General features: G+C 61.1%; 19 protein-coding genes and 1 other RNA gene. 6 read left to right on the top strand and 14 right to left on the bottom strand.

Annotation, left to right across the window (positions count from 1 at the left end):
- Positions 1-22 precede the first annotated feature (22 nt).
- From ccoS to hemN, 3 genes are all read left to right on the top strand, one after another.
- Positions 23-235, top strand: a complete 213-nt coding sequence (gene ccoS / locus AB4N53_RS02405) for a cbb3-type cytochrome oxidase assembly protein CcoS (protein WP_039763029.1) — start codon at positions 23-25, stop codon at positions 233-235.
- On the top strand, positions 228-911 hold the full coding sequence (locus AB4N53_RS02400) for a sulfite exporter TauE/SafE family protein (protein ID WP_122747115.1): 684 nt from the start codon (positions 228-230) through the stop codon (positions 909-911). The genes ccoS and AB4N53_RS02400 overlap by 8 nt, the downstream gene beginning before the upstream one ends.
- Before the next feature lie 169 nt (positions 912-1,080).
- Positions 1,081-2,463 carry an oxygen-independent coproporphyrinogen III oxidase gene (gene hemN, locus AB4N53_RS02395; RefSeq protein WP_460117829.1) on the top strand — a complete coding sequence of 461 codons (1,383 nt, stop codon included), beginning with the start codon at positions 1,081-1,083 and terminating at the stop codon, positions 2,461-2,463.
- On the opposite strand, the gene AB4N53_RS02390 is transcribed toward hemN, so the two are convergent.
- A complete protein-coding gene (locus tag AB4N53_RS02390; RefSeq protein WP_460117827.1) occupies positions 2,460-2,942 on the bottom strand; it encodes a hypothetical protein in 483 nt (160 codons plus the stop codon). The two genes, hemN and AB4N53_RS02390, sit on opposite strands and share 4 nt — an antisense overlap.
- Positions 2,943-3,096: 154 nt before the next feature.
- On the opposite strand from AB4N53_RS02390, the gene fnr reads away from it, so the two are divergent.
- On the top strand, positions 3,097-3,831 hold the full coding sequence (gene fnr, locus AB4N53_RS02385) for a fumarate/nitrate reduction transcriptional regulator Fnr (protein ID WP_016773865.1): 735 nt from the start codon (positions 3,097-3,099) through the stop codon (positions 3,829-3,831).
- 75 nt (positions 3,832-3,906) lie between these two features.
- Positions 3,907-4,455, top strand: coding sequence for an adenine phosphoribosyltransferase (locus tag AB4N53_RS02380; protein WP_007918333.1), 549 nt, complete (start codon positions 3,907-3,909; stop codon positions 4,453-4,455).
- 89 nt (positions 4,456-4,544) lie between these two features.
- Here the strand turns inward: AB4N53_RS02380 and AB4N53_RS02375 are convergent, their stop codons facing one another.
- The 5 genes from AB4N53_RS02375 to dnaX all read right to left on the bottom strand — a co-directional run bounded on the left by AB4N53_RS02375 (position 4,545) and on the right by dnaX (position 10,341).
- Positions 4,545-5,693 (bottom strand): acyl-CoA dehydrogenase family protein, encoded by a 1,149-nt coding sequence (locus AB4N53_RS02375; RefSeq protein ID WP_460117824.1) that lies wholly within the window; start codon positions 5,691-5,693, stop codon positions 4,545-4,547.
- A 192-nt stretch (positions 5,694-5,885) separates the two neighbouring features.
- Positions 5,886-6,488 carry a recombination mediator RecR gene (recR, locus tag AB4N53_RS02370; protein WP_016773861.1) on the bottom strand — a complete coding sequence of 201 codons (603 nt, stop codon included), beginning with the start codon at positions 6,486-6,488 and terminating at the stop codon, positions 5,886-5,888.
- Between the two features lie 66 nt (positions 6,489-6,554).
- A complete protein-coding gene (locus tag AB4N53_RS02365; protein ID WP_460117822.1) occupies positions 6,555-7,589 on the bottom strand; it encodes an NADP-dependent oxidoreductase in 1,035 nt (344 codons plus the stop codon).
- Between the two features lie 262 nt (positions 7,590-7,851).
- Positions 7,852-8,190 (bottom strand): YbaB/EbfC family nucleoid-associated protein, encoded by a 339-nt coding sequence (locus AB4N53_RS02360; protein ID WP_003223337.1) that lies wholly within the window; start codon positions 8,188-8,190, stop codon positions 7,852-7,854.
- A 66-nt stretch (positions 8,191-8,256) separates the two neighbouring features.
- Complete coding sequence (gene dnaX / locus AB4N53_RS02355; RefSeq protein ID WP_460117819.1) at positions 8,257-10,341, bottom strand: DNA polymerase III subunit gamma/tau; 2,085 nt, start codon at positions 10,339-10,341, stop codon at positions 8,257-8,259.
- Positions 10,342-10,486: 145 nt separating this feature from the next.
- On the opposite strand from dnaX, the gene AB4N53_RS02350 reads away from it, so the two are divergent.
- Positions 10,487-11,236: a substrate-binding periplasmic protein gene (locus AB4N53_RS02350; RefSeq protein WP_460117817.1), complete on the top strand. Its 750-nt coding sequence runs from the start codon at positions 10,487-10,489 to the stop codon at positions 11,234-11,236.
- Positions 11,237-11,340: 104 nt separating this feature from the next.
- Here AB4N53_RS02350 and AB4N53_RS02345 read toward each other — a convergent pair whose 3' ends face one another.
- From AB4N53_RS02345 to AB4N53_RS02310, 8 genes are all read right to left on the bottom strand, one after another.
- On the bottom strand, positions 11,341-13,302 hold the full coding sequence (locus AB4N53_RS02345) for a hypothetical protein (RefSeq protein WP_460117815.1): 1,962 nt from the start codon (positions 13,300-13,302) through the stop codon (positions 11,341-11,343).
- Positions 13,303-13,338: 36 nt separating this feature from the next.
- On the bottom strand, positions 13,339-13,827 hold the full coding sequence (locus tag AB4N53_RS02340) for a hypothetical protein (protein ID WP_460117813.1): 489 nt from the start codon (positions 13,825-13,827) through the stop codon (positions 13,339-13,341).
- 204 nt (positions 13,828-14,031) lie between these two features.
- An RNA gene (ffs, locus tag AB4N53_RS02335) (signal recognition particle sRNA small type) lies at positions 14,032-14,128 on the bottom strand.
- A 146-nt stretch (positions 14,129-14,274) separates the two neighbouring features.
- A complete protein-coding gene (locus AB4N53_RS02330) occupies positions 14,275-15,438 on the bottom strand; it encodes a zinc-binding metallopeptidase family protein (protein WP_460117811.1) in 1,164 nt (387 codons plus the stop codon).
- Between the two features lie 169 nt (positions 15,439-15,607).
- The gene (gene ligA / locus AB4N53_RS02325) at positions 15,608-17,965 is read right to left on the bottom strand and encodes an NAD-dependent DNA ligase LigA (protein WP_460117809.1); all 2,358 of its coding nucleotides are present in this window, start codon (positions 17,963-17,965) and stop codon (positions 15,608-15,610) included.
- Positions 17,966-18,105: 140 nt separating this feature from the next.
- Positions 18,106-18,969: a cell division protein ZipA gene (gene zipA, locus AB4N53_RS02320; protein WP_016773851.1), complete on the bottom strand. Its 864-nt coding sequence runs from the start codon at positions 18,967-18,969 to the stop codon at positions 18,106-18,108.
- 225 nt (positions 18,970-19,194) lie between these two features.
- Positions 19,195-22,683 (bottom strand): chromosome segregation protein SMC, encoded by a 3,489-nt coding sequence (gene smc, locus AB4N53_RS02315; protein ID WP_460117807.1) that lies wholly within the window; start codon positions 22,681-22,683, stop codon positions 19,195-19,197.
- A gap of 2 nt (positions 22,684-22,685) precedes the next feature.
- Complete coding sequence (locus AB4N53_RS02310; protein WP_039763015.1) at positions 22,686-23,345, bottom strand: GntR family transcriptional regulator; 660 nt, start codon at positions 23,343-23,345, stop codon at positions 22,686-22,688.
- Between the last annotated feature and the right edge of the window lie 268 nt (positions 23,346-23,613).

Here is a 23,613-nt window from a genome sequence, read left to right as displayed (position 1 = left end):
CCGCGCGGGCCTGGAGTTACCGATGCCAGCTCTCTACGTGATGATTCCCGCTGCCTTGCTGATCGTTGCCATCGCCGTGTACATCTTCTTCTGGGCGGTGGACAGCGGTCAGTACGATGATCTCGACGGCCCGGCGCACAGCATCCTTTTTGACGATCAGGACCCCAACCACACCGCTGCCGTGGACGAAGCCAACGCCGGCAAACCGGACGACAAGGCGCCACCCCATGCTTGAACTGGCGCCTCTGCTGGTTTCGGCGCTGATTCTTGGCCTGCTCGGTGGCGGCCATTGTCTGGGCATGTGCGGCGGTCTGATGGGCGCGCTGACCCTGGCGATTCCCAAGGAACAGCGCAGCCGGCGCTTTCGCCTGTTGCTGGCGTATAACCTGGGGCGGATTCTCAGTTATGCCACGGCGGGATTGCTCATCGGCCTGGCCGGCTGGGCCGTCGCCAACAGTCCTGCGGCGCTGTTCATGCGCGTGCTGGCCGGGTTACTGCTGATCGCCATGGGTTTGTATCTGGCCGGCTGGTGGAGCGGGCTCACCCGTATCGAAGCAGTCGGACGTGGTTTGTGGCGCTTCATTCAACCGGTGGCGAATCGCTTGCTGCCGGTTTCCAGCCTGCCCCGCGCCTTGCTGCTCGGTGCGCTGTGGGGCTGGCTGCCGTGCGGACTGGTTTACAGCACGCTGTTGTGGAGCGCGAGTCAGGGTAATGCGCTGGACAGTGCATTGCTGATGCTTGCGTTTGGTCTCGGCACCTGGCCGGTACTGCTCGCCACCGGGCTGGCGGCTGAGCGGGTCACGGCGATCCTGCGCAAACGCAGCGTGCGCGTGGCGGGTGGCTTGCTGGTGATTGTGTTTGGCCTGTGGACCTTGCCCGGGCCGCATCAGCATTGGCTCATGGGCCATTAAAAGCAAAAGATCGCAGCCTTCGGCAGCTCCTACAGGAGGTCGCATTCCAAGGTAGGAGCTGCCGAAGGCTGCGATCTTTTGACCTTGTGCTGTTGATGCAAATCAACAGCCCCATCGCCGCCCCCCGATAGACTCGCCACACTGCCAGCCTATCCGGGGGAATGCCCGCATGCTCGACGCCATTCGTTGGGACTCTGATCTGATCCGCCGTTACGATCTGGCGGGGCCACGCTACACCTCGTACCCGACTGCCGTGCAATTTCACGGTCAGGTCGGCACCTTTGACCTGTTTCATGCCCTGCGCGACAGCCGCAAGGCACAGCGGCCGTTGTCGTTGTACGTGCATGTGCCGTTCTGCGCGAACATTTGCTACTACTGTGCCTGCAACAAGGTCATCACCAAGGATCGCGGCCGCGCGCAGCCGTATCTGCAACGGCTCGAGCAGGAAATCCAGTTGATTGCCTGCCACCTCGACCCGGCGCAAACCGTCGAGCAACTGCATTTCGGTGGCGGCACGCCGACCTTTCTCAGCCACGACGAGTTGCGTCAGTTGATGGCGCACCTGCGCAAGCATTTCAATCTGCTCAACGATGATTCCGGCGATTACGGTATCGAAATCGACCCGCGCGAAGCCGACTGGTCGACCATGGGCCTGCTGCGCGAACTGGGTTTCAACCGGGTCAGCATTGGTCTGCAGGATCTTGACCCGGCGGTGCAGCGTGCGGTCAATCGCCTGCAGAGTCTGGAAGAAACCCGCGCGGTGATTGATGCGGCGCGCACTTTGCAGTTTCGCTCGACCAACATCGATCTGATCTACGGCCTGCCAAAGCAGACACCAGACAACTTCGCTCGCACCGTCGAGGAAGTGATCAGTCTGCAACCGGATCGTCTTTCGGTATTCAACTACGCGCACCTGCCGGAACGCTTCATGCCGCAACGGCGGATCAACAGCAGCGAACTGCCGAGCCCGGCGCACAAGCTGGAAATGCTCCAGCGCACCATCGAGCAACTGACCGCTGCCGGTTACCGTTACATCGGCATGGACCACTTCGCCCTGCCCGATGACGAACTGGCCATTGCCCAGGAAGAGCACACCCTGCAACGCAACTTCCAGGGTTACACCACCCATGGCCATTGCGATCTGATTGGTCTGGGCGTTTCGGCAATCAGCCAGATTGGTGATTTGTACTGCCAGAACAGCAGCGACCTCACTGCCTATCAGAACAGCCTCGCCAGCGCGCAACTGGCGACCAGTCGCGGCCTGGTGTGCAACGCCGACGACCGCTTGCGCCGCGCAGTGATTCAGCAACTGATCTGCAATTTCAAACTCGAATTCGCCGAGATCGAGCAGCAGTTCAACATCGATTTTCAGGGCTACTTCGGCGCGCTGTGGCCGCAGCTGCAAGGCATGGCCGAGGATGGCCTGATCAGGCTCGAGCGCGAGCGCATCGAGGTGTTGCCGGCGGGCCGACTGCTGGTGCGCTCGGTGTGCATGGTCTTCGATGCGTACCTAGAGCAGCAGAACCGCCAGCGTTTCTCTCGAGTGATTTAAGGCTTGGTCAGCAACGAACCGACCTTGAGGTTCTGATCAGGACTGAGCGCCGACTGGTTCATGACTTTCGACAAGGAAAGGTTGGCAGTGATCAGGCCACTGTTGAGGGCGGCGATGGCGCCCCGCAGCGCGGCGAGCTTGTTGATCTTTTCCTCGTTGGAGAGGGTTCTGTCTGACATGACCGCTGCCATCCGCGCTTTTTTCTCGATGATTTCTTTTTGGATCTTGCGAATCATCTTCAGCAACTGCTGGATGTTCTCCGGCAAGCCACTGTTGTCGATGTCACTGTTTTCGCCGCCGACAGCGGCAGATTTGGCGATGGCCGCCCCGGACAGCGACACTTTGACGCCCTCGACCAAGGTCGGGGTTGCCGTATTCGACAAGTCGTCATCGTGGCTGATCGCAGCGTCGGTATGGGTGATCTCCGGCGCGGCAGCAACGCCGCTGCTACCGGGGCCTAGCGTGCCAATGGCGGTCATCGGGGCCTTCCCTGGATGGATGCTGATAGCTGTTTATCGGCCGCAGGTGCTGCGGCTTTATGTCTGTGGGACAACGCCGCCGCGTGCTGGCCTGAATGTCCTCGCGTGAGTTACCCTTACGGCTTATGTGTGTTTTCCCACAAGGATTGAAGAAATGTCCGAGCCAGTCAAACTGCGCGCTCACAATCAGGCCCATTGCAAGGATTGCAGCCTGGCCCCGCTCTGCCTGCCACTTTCGCTGAATCTGGAAGACATGGACGCGCTGGACGAAATCGTTAAACGCGGTCGCCCGCTGAAAAAGGGCGAATTTCTTTTTCGCCAGGGCGACACCTTCGATTCTGTTTATGCGGTTCGCTCCGGCGCCCTGAAGACTTTCAGCCTGAGCGATGCCGGCGAGGAGCAACTGACTGGCTTCCACCTGCCAAGCGAACTGGTCGGACTGTCGGGCATGGACACTGAGAAACACCCGGTGTCGGCCCAGGCGCTGGAAACCACTTCAGTCTGCGAAATCCCTTTCGAGCGTCTCGACGAACTGGCCCTGCAATTGCCACAACTGCGCCGCCAGTTGATGCGGGTGATGAGCCGCGAGATTCGTGACGACCAGCAAATGATGCTGCTGCTGTCGAAGAAGACCGCCGACGAGCGCATCGCCACTTTTCTGGTCAACCTGTCGGCCCGCTTCCGCGCTCGCGGCTTCTCGGCCAACCAGTTCCGCCTGAGCATGTCGCGCAATGAAATCGGCAATTACCTGGGCCTGGCGGTGGAAACCGTGTCGCGGGTGTTCACCCGTTTCCAGCAGAACGAGCTGATTGCCGCCGAAGGCAAGGAGATCCACATTCTCGACCCGATCCAGCTGTGCGCGCTGGCCGGCGGCTCGATCGAAGGCTGATCACGACCCGCGGTTGAGCGAATCGTTTCAGCCGCGGGTATACTGCGCCGTTTGCAGCCCTGCCAGGACACCCCGATGGTCTTCGACTCCTTCGACATCAAATCCCTGATCCGCCCCGTGATCGACTTCCCGAAACCGGGCGTGATCTTTCGCGACATCACCCCGCTGTTCCAGTCGCCAACGGCCCTGCGCCTGGTGATGGACAGCTTCGCCCATCGCTACGTTGAAGCCGACTTCACCCACATCGGTGCGATGGATGCCCGTGGTTTCCTGATCGGCTCGGTATTGGCCTATCAGTTGAACAAACCGCTGGTGCTGTTCCGCAAGCAAGGCAAACTGCCGGCGGACGTGCTGGCAGAAGGTTATGCGACCGAGTACGGCGAAGCGTTTCTGGAAGTGCACGCCGACAGCCTGTGTGAAGGCGATTCGGTGGTGATGTTCGATGACCTGATCGCTACCGGCGGGACGTTGATTGCAGCGGCCAACCTGATTCGCCGCATGGGCGCGCGGGTCCATGAAGCGGCGGCGATCATTGATCTGCCAGAGCTGCAAGGCTCGCAGCGTCTTGAGGATATGGGCATCCCGACGTTCTGCCTGACGCAATTTGCTTTGACCGATAAATAATCAAGATCAAAAGATCGCAGCCTTCGGCAGCTCCTACACAGGGATCCGCATTTCCCTGTAGGAGGCGCCGAAGGCTGCGATCTTTTGTTTTACAGCCCCATCTGCTTGCTGATGATTTCATTCATCACTTCCCGCGTCCCGCCGCCAATCGACAGAATGCGGTTATCCCGATACAGCCGCTCCACCAGGCTTTCGCGCATGTAACCGAGCCCGCCAAGAATCTGCACGGCTTCGGTGGTGATCCGGTCCGAGGTGTCGGTGGCGAAGTTCTTCGCCATGGAAATCTCCTTGATCACGCTCTGCCCCGCCGCCATTTTTGCCGCTTGCCGATAAGTGAACTCGCGCGACACTTCCAGCGCCGTGGCCATTTCGGCGAGGCGATGTTTGATCACCTGAAATTTTCCGATGGGCTTGCCGAACGCCTCGCGCTCGCGCGCCCATTTCAGGCTCTCCTCCAACGCCAATTGCGCCGTCATGTTGGCCATCAGCGCCAGGGCCAGCCGTTCGCTCTGGAAATTGCCCATGATGCAGGCGAAGCCCATGTTCTCTCCGCCAATGAGGTTTCCTACAGGCACGCGGCAATCGTCGAAGAACAATTCAGCGGTGTCCGACGCCCACCAGCCCATTTTCTTCAATTGCCTACCGACACTGAAACCCGGCGTGCCCTTCTCGATCAGCAACAAACTGATGCCGCCAAACCCCGGCGCACCGGTGCGCACCGCGACTGTGTAGAAATCGGCGCGCACACCGCTGGTGATGAAGGTCTTGCTGCCGCTGACCCGGAAGAAGTCGCCGTCACGCACGGCGCGGGTTTGCAGGTTGGCGACGTCTGAACCGCCGCCGGGTTCGGTAACCGCCAAGGCGCTGATCTTTTCGCCGCTGAGCACTTGGGGAACGACCCGCTCTCGCACTTCAGGCCGCGCCCATTTGACGATCGGCGGCAAACCGATATCCAGCGAACCCAGCCCCGCTACCAGGCCGCCAGAGCCGCAGCGCATCAGTTCCTCACTGGCGGCGACCTTGGCGAACAGATCGCCCTCATGGCTGCCGCCAAGCGCTTCGGGATAACCGATGCCAAGAATGCCTGCCGCGCCGGCCTTGACGTACAGCTCACGAGGAAAGCTTTCGGATTCTTCCCACTGATCGATGTCCGGCAGGATCTCGCGTTCGACAAAACGTCTGACGCTGTCGCGGACCAATTGGTGGCTGGGGTCGAAGTATTCCTCAAAGGCAGGCATGGGCGAGCTCCACGGAAGGGTTCGCCGACGTTAACCGAGCGCTTGCTTGGTTATCAATGAAATTGTGTGAATCAGATGGACCGCGGCGCGCCATTCGCGAGCAGGCTCGCTCCCACAGGGGATTTGTGAACGACACAAAACCAATGTGGGAGCGAGCCTGCTCGCGAAGGCGTCAGTTCAGACGCCGCAAATTCAGAGGGAAATCGGTTTACGCCCGGCAAACGAATGCGCCAGCGTGCCGCCGTCGACCAGCTCCAACTCACCGCCCAGCGGTACGCCGTGGGCGATCCGCGAGGCGACCAGACCTTTGTTGTTGAGCAACTGCGCGATGTAATGCGCCGTCGCTTCGCCTTCGACTGTCGGGTTGGTGGCGAGGATGACTTCAGTAAAGGTCCCCGCCTCTTCAATCCGCGCCATCAATTGCGGAATGCCGATCGCTTCCGGCCCCAGGCCGTCGAGCGGCGACAAATGCCCCTTGAGCACGAAATAGCGACCACGGAAACCGGTCTGCTCCACCGCATAGACATCCATCGGCCCTTCGACCACGCAAAGCAGCGTGTCATCGCGGCGCGGGTCGGCGCATTGCGGGCACAGATCGTCTTCGGTCAGCGTGCGGCACTGGCGGCAATGGCCGACGCCCTCCATGGCCTGGCTCAAGGCCTGCGCCAGACGGGTGCCACCGCTGCGATCACGTTCGAGCAACTGCAACGCCATGCGCTGAGCGGTTTTCTGACCTACGCCCGGCAAAGTGCGCAGAGCGTCGATCAGTTGGCGAATCAAAGGGCTGAAGCTCATGGGTAAACAGTCCGACTAAACAACGAGACGCGGTTTATACCCGCGCCTCTGGCCAGCGTCAAATCCTCAGTCCTGGGCGACCCGGACCACCAGTTTGCCGAAGTTGCGCCCTTCCAGCAGACCGATGAACGCCTCGGGTGCCTGCTCCAGGCCTTCGACCACGTCCTCGCGGAACTTGACCTTGCCGTCGCGTACCCACGGCACCATGTGGCTGATGAATTCCGGCTGACGATCACCGTAATCGTCGAAGACGATGAAGCCCTGAATACGCACACGCTTGGTCAGCAATGTGCGCTGCAGCATCGGCAGGCGATCCGGGCCAGTGGGCGCCTCGGCGGTGTTGTAGCCGGCGATCAGGCCGCACAACGGGACGCGTGCCTTGGGGTTGAGCAATGGCACCACCGCATCAAAGACATGGCCGCCGACGTTCTCGTAGTAAATGTCGATGCCGTTGGGACAGGCCTTGGCCAGTTGCTCGGCGAAGTCGTCAGCCTTGTGGTCGACGCAGGCATCAAAACCCAACTCCTCGACCACGTATTTGCACTTCTCGGCCCCACCGGCCACGCCGACCGCGCGCAGGCCTTTGATCTTTGCCACTTGGCCGACCACCGAGCCGACGGCGCCGGACGCCGCAGCCACCACCAGGGTTTCGCCTTCTTTCGGCTGGCCGATGTCCATCAGGCCCATGTACGCGGTCATGCCCGGCATGCCCAGTACGCCGAGGGCCATCGACGGGCTCGGCAGGCCGGCCGGGATCGGCATGATGTTGCGACCGTCGCTGATGCTGTGGCTTTGCCAGCCAGTCGCGCCGACCACCAGATCACCGACGTGGAATTTCGGGTGATTGGACTGCTCGACCCGACTGACCGCGCCACCGGTCATGACTTCGCCGATTTGCACCGGCGCAGCGTAGGACGGTGCGTCGCTCATGCGTCCGCGCATGTACGGGTCCAGCGACAGGTACAGGGTTTTCAGCAACACCTGACCGTCCTGCAGATCCGGCAGCGCCTCGCGCTCCAGACGGAAGTTCTCCGGGGTCGGCGCGCCGGTCGGGCGCGAGGTGAGGACAAAGCGTTGGTTGAGGGTAATAGGGTCGGACATGTCAGCGTCTCCTGTGAATGGGGAATTCGGTGTATAGGGAGCAGACCTTGGTAGCGGTGGTGTGTTCGATGTTTCTTCAGTTTTGCCGAGGTGAGTTCATTCGCGAGCAGGCTCGCTCCCACAGGAGAATGCATTCCAAATGTGGGAGCGAGCCTGCTCGCGAAGGCGTCAGTCCAGCCGGCACATGTCCATCAGGCAGAAACAAAAATGCCAGGCGCGATGCCTGGCATTTTGTGTAGCTCATCTGCCGCCCAATGGCGAATCAGAATGGCAGTTTCATACCCGCTGGCAGGTTCATGCCGGCGGTCATGCTGCCCATTTTTTCCTGGCTGTTGGCTTCGATCTTGCGCACGGCGTCGTTGACGGCGGCAGCGACCACGGCTTCCAGCATCTCTTTGTCGTCTTCGCTCAGGCCTTCGACCAGGCTTGGGTCGATGCTCACGCTTTTCACGTCGTGACGACCGGTCATCACCACGGTGACCATGTCGCCGCCGGCCTTGCCGGTGACTTCGGCGTTGGCCAGTTCTTCCTGCATCTTGGCCATTTTTTCCTGCATCTGCTGCGCCTGCTTCATCAGGCCGGCCATGCCACCTTTCATCATGGGAATCACCTCAAACGTACTTGGATAAAACAGCGCCCGGCCATCGAAGCCGAGCACCTTCAGTTATTAGCCTTGGGTGACCAAGGCGTCGACAGGTTCAATAGTATCGCTTCGCACCACCGCGCCGAACTGCTGAACCATCTGCTGGATGAACGGATCACCGTGGATCGACTCCTCGGCCTCGCGCTGACGATTGGCGCGGCGGCGCGAGGCAGCCTGAGCCGGGGTTTCCTGCTCGGGCTTGATCAGCTCGATGGTCAACGTCAGCGTGCGCCCGTGGAACTGGTTCAACGCATCGTTCAGGCGGCGCTGCTGCGTGGCGTTGAACAGGGCGCTGTGGGCCGGATCCAGGTGCATCAGCCAATGATCACCATCGACCGCAATCAATGTGCAGTTGGCGGCGATGCTGCCGGTCATGCCGGAAATCGGCAGTTTCGGGAACAGCTCCAGCCATTGCAGGGCCAGACCGGTGGCCGGTGCGGCGGCAGGTTCCGGCTCGGGCTCAGGTTCGGGATCGGCGGCGTGCTCGCTGGCCAGTTCGTCGAGGTAGCTGTAGGCCGAATCCATGTCCGGCTCGATGTAGTCTTCATCCAGCGGCGGTTCGTCGTCCATGTCCATGCCCGGCGTAGCGGCATCGACGTCGGCGACGGACGGCTCGGGAATTGGCGCAGCGGCCCACTCCGGCGCATCCGGCACCACGCTGTCCGGGGTCGGCAGCGGCATCGGCGGCAGTTCAGGCTGCTCGCCGGCGGTTTCCAGCACCGGCTCGACGGCGGGTTGCTGTACCGGCGCCGGCTCGGGCTCGGCCTCAACCGGGTCGTTCCACGGCAGATCGACCACGGCTTCGACAGCGACTGGCTCAGGCTGCGGTTGCGCTTCGACAACCGGCGCAACAGGTTCTGGCTCGGCAGCCGGCGCCGCTATCGGTGCGGGCGCAGGTGTGGGCGCAACAACGGCAGCGACCACCGGCGCAGGCTTCGGCGCGGCAGCCACTGAGTTTACGGAATCAACTGTGGCCTGGCTGATCCCCACTGGCTTTAGCGGTTGCCTCGGCGCGTCCGCCGTATCCGCCGGGCGGAACGCGAGCATCCGCAGCAAGACCATTTCGAAACCGCCGCGCGGGTCCGGGGCCAGCGGCAAATCGCGACGACCAATCAGGCCCATCTGGTAATAGAACTGCACATCTTCGGCCGGCAGCGCCTGGGCCAAAGCCAACACGCGGTCACGGTCGCCGTGGCCATTGTCGACCCCTTCCGGCAACGCCTGAGCGATGGCCACGCGGTGCAGCACGTTGAGAATTTCCGAGAGCACGCCGTTCCAGTCCGGACCTTGCTCGGCCAGATGCCGCACGGCTTCGAGCAGCGCCTTGGCGTCGCCTTCGATCAGCGCATGCAGCACGTCATAGACCTGACCGTGATCCAGCGTGCCGAGCATCGCGCGCACGTCGGTAGCGAGGACCTTGCCTTCACCGAACGCGATGGCCTGATCGGTCAGGCTCATGGCGTCACGCATCGAGCCGTCAGCCGCGCGACCGAGCAGCCACAGTGCATCGTCTTCGAACGGTACGTTTTCAGCCGTCAAAACGTGGGTCAAATGCTCGACTACACGCTCGGGCGTCATGTTCTTCAGGGAGAACTGCAGGCAGCGCGAAAGAATCGTTGCCGGAAGTTTCTGCGGATCGGTGGTCGCCAGGATGAACTTGACGTAGGGCGGCGGCTCTTCGAGGGTTTTCAGCAGCGCATTGAAGGAATGGCTGGAAAGCATGTGCACTTCGTCGATCAGGTAGACCTTGAAGCGCCCACGACTTGGCGCGTACTGCACGTTATCGAGCAGTTCGCGGGTGTCTTCGACCTTGGTGCGGCTGGCGGCGTCGATCTCGATCAGGTCGACAAAACGGCCTTCATCGATCTCGCGGCATACCGAACACTCGCCGCAGGGGCTGGAAGTGATACCTGTCTCGCAGTTCAGGCACTTGGCAATGATCCTCGCGATGGTGGTCTTGCCGACCCCGCGCGTCCCGGTGAACAGGTAGGCGTGGTGCAGCCGTTGGCTGTCCAAGGCATTGATCAGAGCCTTGAGCACATGGGTCTGGCCGACCATTTCGCGGAACGAGCGTGGACGCCATTTACGTGCAAGAACCTGATAACTCATCGAAAACCGTCGCAGCGAAGGAAGCAGAAGCGGCTAATGCTAGCGGAGCAAGGGCAAAATTGCATCCGGTGTCCTCGTCTAATATGGCTAAGCTGCATCAGCAGAGGCTTTTATCAGCTCGGGACGAGGAATTACCGGAGCGTCTATGCGGTGGGCCGTGGCGGCATTGCTGGGTATCAGCCTCAACGCGATGGCCGCGCAAGCGCCGTTGCGCTTCGCCGTGCCGGACAGTTGGGCGATGCCGATGGTGCAACTGCAAGGCGGCAGACCGACCCAGGGCATCCTGCACGACGTCCTGCTCAGTCTGGCGACCCAGGTGGGCGCACCGGCGCAATTCATCGTTCTGCCGCGCGCGCGGGTCCAAACTGCGATGGAGCATGGCGACATCGATGTGCGCTGCTATGCCGCGCAGTCGTGGCTGCCGAATCAGTACGGCGATTACATCTGGAGCGTGCCGTTGTGGTTCCAGCGCGACCTGCTGATCAGCCGCAAGGGACAACCGGCGCAGATCAATCCCGCCCAGCTGCCGCGCCAGGCCATCGGCACCGTCCTCGGTTACAGCTACCCTACCCTGCAACCGCTGTTCGACGCCGACCGGTTGCAACGCGAAGACGCGCGCAATCAGGAACAGGTGCTGGAAAAGCTCCTCGCCGGACGCTATCGCTATGCAGTGAGCAATCAGTGGACGCTGGACTGGATCAACCAGCGCCTGTTGCCGGAGCAGCAGCTGCAAAGGGTCGCGGTGCTGCAGGAACAGAATATCGGCTGCTACGTGAGGAATGATCCAAAGGTGCCGGTGCAGCGGATTTTGCGCACGTTGCTGCGGATGAAGATGTCGGGCGAGATCGACGACATTATCCGGTTGTACACCGGCACCTCTTCAACCACACCCTAACCCCCTGGGAGCGAGCCTGCTCGCGAAAGCGGTATGTCAGGCGACACCGTTGTTGAACACGCCGACGTTTTCGCGAGCAGGCTCGCTGCCCCAGGGTTGGCCGGTCAATAGCCGTGCGATTCGCGGAATTTCTGATAATCGTGAAAGTCGATCCACTCGACCACGTCGTAAGGCAGGTAAAGCTGCTGTCGCGCGCGGGAAATGGCGATGTATACGGCACAGATGCGCTGATCGAACTCGTAGGCGTCCTTGAACTTCTCGTTACTGAGCAACGCCCGCGTCAACAGCACGCGCCTGAACTCCATCCCGCCGGCCTGCTCCGCCATCATCAACAGACAGGCCTTGCCCGGCTCGATGATCTTCTGGCTCAGTCGCGTCAGGTCGGCAATCATGAAGCCGTTTTGCAACTGTGCTTCGATCCACAAAAAGGCTTCATCGAACTGGTTGGCGGCGCGCACCTGCTGCCAATCAGCCATGTCGCTGAAATACGGGTGCGGTCCTTTCTCGCTGGACCCGGCGTTATAGAAATCACGACGGAACAGCTCAATGGCGGTGGTCATGAAATGCTTGATGTCGTCCTGCGCTTCCCTGTCGGGAAAACTGAAGGCGCAACTGGAGTCGTGCAGGTGGATGGCCCACATCATCGTGTCCCACGGTGACGCGGTCAGCACCACGCAACCTTCGGGCGGTATGAAAGCTTCCGGGTAGTACTCGATATCGACGTCGGCGTGACGAGCACCTTCGAACGGCACTTTGCTCTTTTGCGTGTGGCGCGAGATCAGCGGATTGACCAGGCGCTCGACATTGCGCCCCGAGCGCACCGAATAGCAGATATCGCTCTGGCGAACTTCACGCTTGCGCTTGAGCGGCTCGCCCTTGGCCTGCTGATATTCATCGCCGAGGGTGATCAGCACCTGCTGCCCGCGCTCGATGATTTGCAGCAGCGACGCCGGTACATCCTGGCTCTCGTCGATGATCACATGGGTGTAGCGCGGCGGGACGCGGCAACCGGCGAGACTGGCGCGCTTGATCATCAACAACGTCTGAAAACCGCTCTGGCTGGCCCAGGCCGGATTGGCCTCCAGATACACCCACAGGCGACTGGAGTACTCCAGCAGCGCTTGCGAGTCTGCACCGGTCAAGGGCTGCTGGAAGTGCGGCAAATGCCTGGCGGAAAGTGTGTGATCTCTAGAGGCGCAGTACAGCTCCAGCACGCGCAGGCAAACCTCGAGAGTGCCCGGCCCGTCGTGGTGGCGAAAGCCGAACATATTCAGTTCCTGCGCCAGCGCCTGCTTGCTCGGAAGCCGACTCTGGGCCTTGGCCACATGCAGGCGCGGGCCAAGCAACTGCGCCTGGGCAAATTCGAAAAAGGTCTGGCCAATTTCCGTGTCATGCACCTGCACGATGTGCTTGCGCAACGTCGCCAGTTTCGCCGGGGTGCGCGCCAATACCAGGGTGCGTTTCGAGCGCAGGCACTCGATCAGCGCGCTGAGCATGTAGCTCTTGCCGATCCCCGCATAACCCTGCACATGCAGGTCTTCGTCGAGGTTGGCGCGGAAGGTCCGCAGCAGCTTGTCCTGCGCCGCGCTCAACCAGTGCTCGCGCTCGCGGGGACTGACCATCTGCTGGCGGAACGGGTTGTTCTGTTTCTGATGGCGAATCTTGAAATCGACATCCCATTGCCCATCGGGCAACAGGTATTGCTGCGCTGTGACTTCATCGGCCATGAGAAACCGCAAGTTCAGACTCTTGAGCGTGTTGAGGCCGAAGTACAATTTGCGCGAATCGAACAAGCGCCGCGCCTCTGCAAGCAGTCCCGCTGATCCAGTGCACCGAGAGGTAACAGACCAGTCAATGAGTCTGGCGAGAATCTTCTCCGCCGCGCTGGCGCTCAAGTCCTGTTCCGTGGCCTGGGCGAGGTTCTGGATAACCAGCACCGCCGCCAGCTCCGGGTCGCTCAGGTTGGCCAGTGCCGCGTCACCGTCGGGCTGCAACAACGCCGTGCACGCATCATGTGTGATCGGCAGAAGTACCGGTGTGGCCAAATCAAAATGTTCCGGGTGCATACAACCTCGCCGCCTGGGCTTTGACACATCACCAGATCAGTCCTGGTCATTCTCGTTGTGCATTTCATGGGACTTCGGCAAGTTTCGCTCGCTGCCGGCCTCGGGGCTGATCCGCAGCTCGAAGGAGTAGCCGCCCAGCGTGCCGGACATGCCGCGTCGATCTGCACCGCCAGCCAGCGGGCCTGCATCGATCTGCGCCTGCACTTCGTAGAGCGCCATTTCGAGCAGTTTGCGCAGGTGTTCAGGGTTTTGAGCGGTGGCATGCAGTTGCAGGTCGTACTGGCCGGCCAGCGATTCTACGATTGCGGGCTGGTCCTGCACCGCGACCGGCTGCGCAGTGTCTTGCGCCGCGCTGAACACGGTCGAAGCCGCCAGAATCGCGGCGTGCTCCTCATCCATCAGGTCGAGCACTCGCGACAGCTCCAGCGTACGCTCGGGCTGATCCTGCATCTGCGCTTTGACTTCCAGACGACGTAACTGCCATTCGCGCAGCTTTTCCCGGGTCAGATCGTCAATTTCACCCACTTGCCTTACCTCTCGTTGCCAAGCGGAGGAGTATGCCACTGTTCGCTGTCGACAGCCGCACGGGCACCGGGACGAGGCGCTGCTGGTCCGCGCGTTTCTGATGGCGGATCAACGCCCAAACCAAATCGCAGGCATAAAAAAACCGCAGTGGGCGAAACCCATGCAGTTCTCTTTGAAGCCTTCGCTGTTTCGTTAAGGTGGTGCCCCCACCAGCCACACCCCGGCACACAATGTTCCCGCTGTGGCTGCTTCCTTCCGGATCTGACCAGGTTCACGGGTAATCGTTGCGGGGGGACCGATGGGGTCACCATAACGACGCTTGCCTGTCGGCGAGCCGCGCCATTGTACCTGTCTGAGATGAAGTTACAACCGTTGGTTGCAGATAAAAAATACCAACAGGTTCAAGGACATGCGGCGACGGCAAAAGATCGCAGCCTGCGGCAGCTCCTACAGGGCCAGGACTTCGTCTGCACGACCGCCCGCCTGTTGGATTACCAGATGAATGAAGTGCAGCTTGGCGATCGCCGCTGCCGGCAGTACGAACGGGTAGAAATCCGGCTGGCCCATGCTGCGCGACAGTTCGTTGAGCATGCCGGCCAGTTCGATCCAGGCATTGACGAACGACAGGAATGCCGTGCCGCCGGGGTGCTCCGGGTCGTACAGGCTGCTAGTCGGAAACGGCTGATAGTCGAAGTCCATTTCCCGCGCGCTCATGCCGAAGCCCAGCGCCGTGTCGACCGCATCCATCATGTGCAGGTAATGCGCCCAGGTTTCCGCCCAGTCTTCCCACGGGTGCATGGTCGCGTAGGCGCTGACGTAGTGCTGCGGCCAGTCCAGCGGTGCGCCTTGCTGGTAATGCCGGTCCAGCGCCTCGGCGTAACTCGCGCGTTCGTCGCCGAACAGGTTACGGAACGCGTCCAGCCAAGGGCCGTTGGCGATAAGGCGATCCCAGTAGTAGTGGCCGACCTCATGGCGAAAATGCCCGAGCAGCGTGCGGTAAGGTTCATGCATCGCCGCCCTGACCTGCTCACGATGCGCATCGTCGGCCTCTTTGATGTCGAGAGTGATCAGGCCGTTGGCATGGCCGGTCATCGGCGCGTTGCCTTCAAGGTCGACACCGATGAAGTCGAACGCCAGCCCGGTTTCTTCATCCTTGGTTTTCGGGATGACCGGCAAGCCGAGGGTGATCAGTTGCGCGACCAGTCTGCGCTTGGCGATTTCGACCTTGCGCCAGCGTTCGGGGTTTTGCGCGACGGACAGGTCGGGAATGGTGCGGTTGAGGCTGCAAGCGATGCACAGGGTGTCGTGATCGTTGGCCGGCAGCAGCCAGTTGCACGCGGCGGGCATGTCAAGGTTGGCGCAGCGGCGGAACAGACCGGCGTCGGGATCAACGTCGAGTGTCCAGGTACCCTCCTCCGGCCCCGGCTGCAGCGAGGTCAGGCGACTTTGTTCGGGTTGATAGCCAAGCAAGGCGTTACAGGCCAGACACTGACTGTTGCGAAAAAACAGCGACTGACCGCAACGGCACGGCCAGACTTTGCTGTTGCGCGAGGATCCGGCCACGAACGGCGCGATGATGCGGGAACTGAGCTGCTCGAAAAAACGGTGCATGGCGATCTCTCCCTGGGACTGGCCAAGACTAGATCATTCCCATGACAACATCGTTCCCGCGCTTACCTTGGGATAAATCAAAAGATCGCAGCCTGCGGCAGCTCCTACAGGAGATCAATGTGCTAGACACTAGCCCTGTAGGAGCTGCCGCAGGCTGCGATGTTTGATCTTAAACGGCGACGCCGTGGGTTTTGAGGAAGGCGATAAACGCTTCTTCGTCCATCACTTTCACGCCCAGCTCATTGGCTTTGGTCAGCTTGGAGCCGGCGCCGGGGCCCGCGACTACACAATGAGTTTTCGCCGACACGGAACCGGCAACCTTCGCACCCAGGCTTTCCAGATGATCCTTGGCCACGTCCCGGCTCATCAGTTCGACCTTGCCGGTCAGCACCCAGGTTTCGCCGGACAATGGCAGCCCTTCGACAACTTTCTTCTCGCTCTGCCAGTGCATGCCGAAATCGCGCAGCTGCCGCTCAGAATCTTCCGCAAGCTTCCGGTTTTCAGCAGATTGGAAGAAATCCCGCACCGAGTTGGCCTGTTTCTCCGGCAGCGCCTGACGCATATCCAGCCAGTCAGCATTCATCACCGCTTCCAGCGAGCCAAAGCGGTCGGCGAGTTTCTGCGCACCACCGGGGCCGACGAACGGAATGTGCAGTTTGTCGAGCAAGCCGCCCAGCGTAGTGCTGGCGGCGAATTCGGCACCCAGTTCGCCCTGATCCTGAATCTGCAGACCATGGCCGAGCAGTTCGGTGATGACCTGCTGGTTGTGCGCATCCTCAAAGAAACTGTGAATCTCGTGCGCCACTTCCAGGCCGACGTCCGGCAGGTAGGTCAGCACATGCGGCAAGGCCTGTTGCACGCGCTCCAGTGAACCCAGCGAACGCGCCAGCACTTTCGCCGTCTCTTCGCCGACATCGGGAATGCCGAGGGCGTAGATGAAACGTGCCAGGCTCGGTCGCTTGCTGTCTTCGATGGCCTTAAGCAGCTTGTTGCTCGACACCTCGGCAAAGCCTTCCAGGTCGACGATGTCGTCGAACTTCAGCGCATAGAGATCGGCCGGCGAACTGACCAGACCCTCGTCAACCAGCTGCTCGACGCTCTTGTCGCCCAAGCCTTCGATATCCATGGCCCGACGCGAAACAAAGTGGATGATCGCCTGCTTCAATTGCGCGCCACAGGCCAGTCGGCCGACGCAGCGGTACACCGCGCCTTCGCTGAAGGTTTCCTTGCCCTTGCTGCGCTTGACCAGTTGCGTGCGCTCTACGTGGGAGCCGCACACCGGGCAGCTTTCAGGAATGGCCACCGGGCGCGCGTCATCAGGGCGACGCTCGGTGACTACCTGCACCACTTGCGGAATCACATCACCGGCGCGGCGGATTATCACCGTGTCGCCGATCATCAGGCCCAGACGCGCCACTTCGTCCATGTTGTGCAATGTGGCGTTGGCCACGGTGACGCCGGCGACCTTCACCGGTTTCAGACGCGCCACCGGCGTTACCGCACCGGTGCGGCCGACCTGGAATTCCACGTCGAGCAGCTCGGTGAGTTCTTCCATCGCCGGGAATTTGTGCGCGATCGCCCAGCGCGGCTCGCGGGCACGGAAGCCCAGTTCACGCTGGTCGGCGATGCTGTTGACCTTGAACACCACACCGTCGATTTCATAGGCCAGCGACTCACGGCGCGCGCCGATGTCGCGGTAATACTCCAGGCATTCGTCAATGCCCTTGGCCAGCTTCAGTTCATGACTGATCGGCATGCCCCACTTCTGCAACTGCTTGAGGTTGCCGATGTGGGTGTCGGCAATATCGTGGGACACCTGGCCAATGCCGTAGCAACAGAATTCCAGCGGCCGGTTGGCGGTGATCTTCGAATCGAGCTGGCGCAGGCTGCCTGCTGCCGCGTTGCGCGGGTTGGCGAAGGTCTTGCCGCCGATTTCCAGTTGCGAAGCATTGAGGCGCTCGAAACCAGCCTTGGACATGAACACTTCACCGCGCACTTCCAGCGTCGCCGGCCATCCTTCGCCGTGCAGCTTCAGCGGAATATTGCGCACGGTGCGCACGTTGACGCTGATGTCTTCGCCGGTGGTGCCATCGCCCCGCGTGGCGCCGCGCACCAGCAAACCATCCTGATACAGCAGGCTGACCGCCAGGCCATCGAGCTTCGGCTCGCAGCTGTATTCCACCGCCGCGCCGCCACCAAACAGATCGCCGGCCGGCACGTCGAGGCCTTCATTGACCCGGCGATCGAACTCGCGCATGTCGGATTCTTCGAAGGCGTTGCCGAGGCTGAGCATGGGGATTTCATGCCGCACCTGAGTGAACGCAGTCAGCGCCATGCTGCCGACGCGCTGGGTCGGCGAATCGCTGGTGATCAGTTCCGGGTTGGCCGCTTCCAGTGCCTTGAGCTCATGGAACAAGCGGTCGTACTCGGCATCCGGAATGCTCGGCTCGTCGAGAACGTGATAGCGATAGTTGTGCTGATCCAGCTCAGCGCGCAGCTCTAGAATGCGGTTTTTGGCGGCGGTCATGGGTGTTCTCTCATAAAGCAAAAGAGCAGCCGAGGCTGCTCCAGTTTTATTCCATTATCGGCGGTGCGGCCAAAAGATCGCAGCCTCGTAGCACTCGTCAGCTCCTACAGGCCAAAGGCTGCGATCTTTTGATCTTGCCCTTAGCGCTTCTGAGTCAGGGCGCGGCGTTCGAATTCGACGATACGCTGACGGTAGTGCTCGATCGTCTGCGCGGTCAGCACGCTGCGCTGATCGTCTTTCAGTTCGCCGTTCAGTTCCTGGGACAGCTTGCGCGCTGCCGCGACCATCACGTCGAAGGCCTGCTTCGGATGACGCGGGCCAGGCAGACCGAGGAAGAAGCTCACCGCTGGGGTGCTGAAATGGTCGATATCGTCCAGATCAAAGATACCCGGCTTGACCGCGTTGGCCATGGAGAACAGCACTTCGCCGTTGCCGGCCATGCTTTCGTGGCGGTGGAAAATATCCATCTCGCCGAAACGCAGGCCGCTTTCGAGAATGTTCTGCAGCAGCGCCGGGCCCTTGAAGCCGGCCGGGTCGCGGCAGATCACGCTGATCACCAGGACTTCTTCGGCTTGCGGCTGATCTTTTTCCGCCACGGCCGCGGCAGGCTTGCTGTCTTCGGCGAAATCGTCGTCACGGCTGCTGAAGCTCGGGCCGCCGTCCAGATCCAGATCGAGGTTCAGGTCGCCCTGCGCCGGGCCGTTGCTGCCACGCTTGCCACGCTTCGAACCGGATTCACGCGGCTCGCGGGCTTCGCGGTTGGGCATGCTCACCGACGGCAGATCGTGCTCGTCCAGTTGCGGCTCTTTGTGCGTATCCAGAACGCGGGCCGGGCCCAACAGCTCGGCGCTGGTGTCCTCGTCCGGCAGATTGGACAGGCTCCGGTCGAGACGGAATTTCAGCTTTCCCTTGCCGCCGCGCATACGGCGCCAGCCATCGAAAAGAATACCGGCTATCACAATGATGCCGATGACGATCAGCCACTCGCGCAGACCGATTTCCATGTAATCCCGTGCCTCTATAAAAAATGCTGAAAAATAAGGGGTTTACACTGCGTAAACCGCTTTAAAACGTGGCGCCAACTCTATGTTCTGACAGGCGTTTTGCCCACGTATACGAAAAATTGACATTAAACTAGCACGATCAAAGGCTTCGCAGCTACAAGCTTTAAGCTCCAAGCCACAAGCCGTCCACTTGCAGCCTGGAGCTTGTCACTTGCAGCTGCGCCGCTAGGCGTCCACCATCGCCATCGCCTCCTCGACATCCACCGCCACCAATCGCGAACAACCCGGTTCATGCATGGTCACGCCCATCAACTGCTCGGCCATTTCCATGGCGATCTTGTTGTGGGTGATGTAGATGAACTGCACGGTCTGCGACATCTCTTTGACCAGGCGTGCGTAGCGTCCAACGTTAGCGTCATCCAGTGGCGCGTCAACCTCATCGAGCATGCAGAACGGCGCCGGGTTCAACTTGAAGATGGCAAAAACCAGGGCCAGAGCAGTCAGGGCTTTTTCGCCGCCGGAGAGCAAATGGATGGTGCTGTTCTTCTTCCCGGGCGGCTGCGCCATGATCGTTACCCCTGTATCGAGTAGATCTTCGCCCGTCAGTTCCAAATACGCGCGCCCGCCACCGAAAACTTTCGGAAAAAGTGCCTGTAATCCGCCGTTGATCTGATCAAAGGTATCTTTGAAACGGTTGCGGGTTTCCTTGTCGATCTTGCGGATGACGTTTTCCAGAGTCTCCAGCGCTTCGACCAGATCGGCGTCCTGCGCATCCAGATAACGTTTACGCTCCGATTGTTGCGTGTATTCGTCGATGGCCGCGAGGTTGATCGCACCCAGGCGCTGAATGCGCGCGTTGATGCGTTCGAGTTCTTCTTCGGCTTCGCGTTCACTGGCTTGGGCAGTCAATGTCGCGAGCACGCCGTTGAGATCGTAGCCGTCCTCAAGCAATTGATCCTGCAAAGCCTTGCGGCGCACGGTCAGGGCTTGCCATTCCATGCGTTGCTGTTCGAGCTGGCCGCGAATCAGCTGCGATTGCTGTTCGGCCTGGGTGCGGCGTTTTTCCGCGTCGCGCAATTCCCGATCGGCGTCTTCCAGGGCGATCTGCGCAGTCTTGAGTTCCTCATCGACAGTCATGCGCTTGTCGAGCAACTCCTCGAGCTTGAGGCGCAGCTCTTCCAGCGGCGCCTCGCCCTCCTCCAGATTCAGACTCAACTGTTCGCGCTTTTCAGTCAGACGCTCGGCCTGCATTTCCAGACGCTCCAACGCCTGACGCGTGGAGTCATGCTGGGCGCGCAATGAGCCGAGACGCACCGCCAGTTGGTGGGCGTGATCCTTGTGCTGCCGCGCTTCCTGGCGCACGCGATCAAGACGCTCGCGCAGGCTGTCGCGCTGGGCCAGCAGCAACTCGCGTTGCTCGGTGTCGAGCGCCATGGCGTCCAGCGCTTCCTGCAAATGCATGCGTGCTTCGCCGACCTGTTCGTGCTCAAGCTCACGCTGCTCGCCGAGTTCGACCAGTTCTTCATCGAGACGGGTGCGGCGCAAGGTCAGTTGTTCGGCCTTGGCTTTGCCAGCGGACAACTGCGCTTTCAGTTCGCCTTGCTGGCGCGCTTCGTCCTGCAGCAAGCGGCGCAGATGTTCGCGGCCGTTTTCCTGCTGGCGCTGTTGCGCGCGCAAGGTTTGCAGGCGGGTTTCCATGGCCTCGACCGTGGCTTCGCGCTCTTCGCGTTCCAGTTGCAGGTCTTCGATTTCCTGGCCCCGGGCGAGCATGCCGCTTTCCGCTTCGCTGGCGCGACGTACGCGCAAGAAGTGCCGACCGACCCAATAGCCATCGCGACTGATCAGGCTTTGCCCGGCGCTCAACTGGCCGCGCAAGGCCAGTGCCTGCTCAAGGCTGTCGACCGGTTTGACCTGACCAAGCCACGGCGACAGATCGATCTGCGCCTCGACTTTGTCCAGCAAACTGCCCGCCACTCGCACGCCATCGCTGGCCGGGCTGAGCAGGCGCAGATCGCCCTGGGTGAAACCGGACAAATCAAAGCCACTGAAATCGTCGACCAGCACCGCTTGCAGATCGGCGCCGAGCACGGTTTCCACCGCCAGCTCCCAACCGGCCTCGACCTTAAGGCCCTCGGCCAGGCGCGGACGCTCGGCGAGGTTGTGTTCCTTCAACCATTCGGCGGTGCCGGTGCCCGGATCGAGCGCGGCCTGCTGCAAGGCCTCCAGCGATGCCAAACGCCCATTGAGCCGCTGCAGATCGCCCTGCGCCTGCTGCTGCGCGGTCAACGCTTGCTGTAATTCCTGACGCAGTTGTTCGAGCTTTTCGACCTGCGCTTCTTCGCTGGTTTGCAAATCTTCCAGGGTCGCTTCGGACTCGGCGAGCTGCTCGTTGAGCGCCATGATCGCCGCGTCTTCCGGGTCGGCGGACAGCAACGCACGTTCTTCAGCGAGACGTTTCTGCCGGTCGGCCAGGCGCTCCATGCTGCTTTCCAGCTGCTGGATCCGCGACTGTTGCACTTCAGCCTGACGGCGCGGTTCGGCAGCGGTCAGGTTGAAAGCGTCCCACTGCTCCTGCCAACCGTGCATGGTGGTTTCGGCTTCTTCGAGGGCCGCAGCGGCTTCCTCGGCGGCGGCGCTGGTGACTTCCTGTTCTGGCGTGAGCATGTCCAGCTCTTCGCCAAGGGTCAGCAGCAACGTGCGGTCGTGACCCAGGTGCGACTCGGTTTCCAGACGCGCGCGCTCGGCTTCTTTCAGATCGTCCTGCAACTGGCGCAAACGCTGCTGGCCGTGCTGGATACTCTGCTCGACCCGGGCAATATCACCGCCGACCGAATAGAAGCGCCCCTGCACCAGATTGAAGCGCTCGGACAGGTCGTGGTGGCCGTCGCGCAGGCGTTCGATGGCCGCATCAGCGTTACGCTGTTCAGCGACCAACGCTTCGAAACTGACTTCCTGGTTGCCGATGATCGACTCGCGCTGGCCAACCTGCTCGTTGAGATCCTGCCAGCGCAGTGCCGACAGTTGCGCCTTGAGCTGACGCTCTTCGGCCTTGAGTTCCTGATACTTTTTCGCCGCCTCGGCCTGACGGTGCAGACGTTCGAGCTGGCGCTCCAGCTCTTCGCGCAGGTCGGTGAGGCGGGCGAGGTTTTCGTGAGTGCGGCGGATGCGGTTTTCAGTCTCGCGGCGGCGCTCTTTATATTTCGAGATGCCGGCGGCTTCTTCGATGAAGTTACGCAGGTCTTCCGGCTTGGATTCGATCAGCTTGGAGATCATCCCCTGTTCGATGATCGAGTAGCTGCGCGGGCCGAGGCCGGTGCCGAGGAAAATATCGGTGATGTCGCGCCGACGGCATTTGGTGCCGTTGAGGTAATAGGTGGTCTGGCTGTCGCGGGTGACTTTGCGGCGGATGGAAATTTCCGCGTAGGCGGCGTATTCGCCTAGCAGCGTGCCATCGGAGTTGTCGAAGACCAGTTCGATGCTCGCCTGGCTTACCGGTTTGCGGCTGGTCGAGCCATTGAAGATGACGTCGGTCATCGACTCGCCACGGAGGTTCTTCGCCGAACTTTCGCCCATCACCCAGCGCACGGCGTCGATGATGTTCGACTTGCCGCAACCGTTCGGCCCGACGACCGCCGCCATGTTACTGGGGAAGTTCACCGTGGTCGGATCGACGAAGGATTTGAACCCCGCCAGTTTGATGCACTTCAGCCGCACGCTCAGGCAACCGTCAGCGCAGACACCACCAGATCGCAGCTGCGCTGGGCATACGCCGTGAGCACGATGCGGATCTGCGGCAAATCACGGGCGAGTACGGCGGCGAGCAAGCGTTCGAACAGTTCGAGGAATTCGCTCATTTCCGCCTTGCGCTGTTCGAGGGCCAGAAAGTAGGCGCGGCTCATCGCCGGCTGGAGGTTCTCGACGGTTTCTTGCAGGTACGGGTTGTTGGCGAACGGATAGGCGGCACGCATCACCGCGAAGCTGTCATCGACGAAGCTGCGGATATCGCCGCGCTCGTAATTGGCGGTCAGGCGCTGCTGGATCTGCACGAACGGCGCCATGTCCGACTGCACTTGCCAGCCGTTGGCCACGGAATTGCCGAGCAGGATGTACAGCTCGCTCATCAACGTGCACAGGCTCTGCACCTTGTGCGGCGTCAGCTCGGTAACGTGGGCGCCACGACGCGGCAGGATCGCGATCAGGTGACGGCGCTCGAGGATCAGCAAGGCTTCGCGGACCGAACCGCGGCTGACGTTGAGCGCCAGCGTGACCTTCTGTTCCTGGATGCGCTCTCCCGGCTTCATTTCGCCACGAATGATGCGTTCGGCGAGGTGGTGAGCGATTTGCTCGGCGAGGCTGTCCGGCGCCTTGAACGTCATGGTTGTCCTTCAAACTCTATCGATCTGCACAAGCGGCGCAGTGTAGCGCAAATGCACGGTCATGGCGGAGTGCCCACTCAGCGGTTTTTGGCACGAATCCCGCAAAAAAGCGCAGTGACCGATGAAGGTCAATACTGAATAGACACGCTGTTGATCGACGAAACGGGTTTTCCTGACCTTTAAGTCAGAAAACCATTGACCGAAAAGTCAGACCTGCTAAATTCGGTTCACGTCGGTTAACAACAATAATGAGTCTGCGAGGCCTTCC

It is taken from the genome of Pseudomonas sp. H3_E04, from assembly GCF_054668915.1.
The sequence above is the reverse complement of the archived record's forward strand: the minus strand, read 5'-3'. Positions and strand labels throughout refer to the sequence as shown.

Bases quoted from the DNA above. Each gene is read 5' to 3' on its own strand.
- AB4N53_RS02390 (WP_460117827.1), bottom strand. From the start codon at position 2,942: ATGACCGCCATTGGCACGCTAGGCCCCGGTAGCAGCGGCGTTGCTGCC.
- AB4N53_RS02345 (WP_460117815.1), bottom strand. From the start codon at position 13,302: ATGCACCCGGAACATTTTGATTTGGCCACACCGGTACTTCTGCCGATC.
- ligA (WP_460117809.1), bottom strand. From the start codon at position 17,965: ATGACCGCCGCCAAAAACCGCATTCTAGAGCTGCGCGCTGAGCTGGAT.
- AB4N53_RS02380 (WP_007918333.1), top strand. From the start codon at position 3,907: ATGGTCTTCGACTCCTTCGACATCAAATCCCTGATCCGCCCCGTGATC.
- ccoS (WP_039763029.1), top strand. From the start codon at position 23: ATGCCAGCTCTCTACGTGATGATTCCCGCTGCCTTGCTGATCGTTGCC.
- AB4N53_RS02360 (WP_003223337.1), bottom strand. From the start codon at position 8,190: ATGATGAAAGGTGGCATGGCCGGCCTGATGAAGCAGGCGCAGCAGATG.
- AB4N53_RS02330 (WP_460117811.1), bottom strand. From the start codon at position 15,438: ATGCACCGTTTTTTCGAGCAGCTCAGTTCCCGCATCATCGCGCCGTTC.
- dnaX (WP_460117819.1), bottom strand. From the start codon at position 10,341: ATGAGTTATCAGGTTCTTGCACGTAAATGGCGTCCACGCTCGTTCCGC.
- AB4N53_RS02310 (WP_039763015.1), bottom strand. From the start codon at position 23,345: ATGACGTTCAAGGCGCCGGACAGCCTCGCCGAGCAAATCGCTCACCAC.
- AB4N53_RS02375 (WP_460117824.1), bottom strand. From the start codon at position 5,693: ATGCCTGCCTTTGAGGAATACTTCGACCCCAGCCACCAATTGGTCCGC.
- zipA (WP_016773851.1), bottom strand. From the start codon at position 18,969: ATGGAAATCGGTCTGCGCGAGTGGCTGATCGTCATCGGCATCATTGTG.
- hemN (WP_460117829.1), top strand. From the start codon at position 1,081: ATGCTCGACGCCATTCGTTGGGACTCTGATCTGATCCGCCGTTACGAT.
- AB4N53_RS02400 (WP_122747115.1), top strand. From the start codon at position 228: ATGCTTGAACTGGCGCCTCTGCTGGTTTCGGCGCTGATTCTTGGCCTG.
- fnr (WP_016773865.1), top strand. From the start codon at position 3,097: ATGTCCGAGCCAGTCAAACTGCGCGCTCACAATCAGGCCCATTGCAAG.
- recR (WP_016773861.1), bottom strand. From the start codon at position 6,488: ATGAGCTTCAGCCCTTTGATTCGCCAACTGATCGACGCTCTGCGCACT.
- AB4N53_RS02365 (WP_460117822.1), bottom strand. From the start codon at position 7,589: ATGTCCGACCCTATTACCCTCAACCAACGCTTTGTCCTCACCTCGCGC.
- AB4N53_RS02350 (WP_460117817.1), top strand. From the start codon at position 10,487: ATGCGGTGGGCCGTGGCGGCATTGCTGGGTATCAGCCTCAACGCGATG.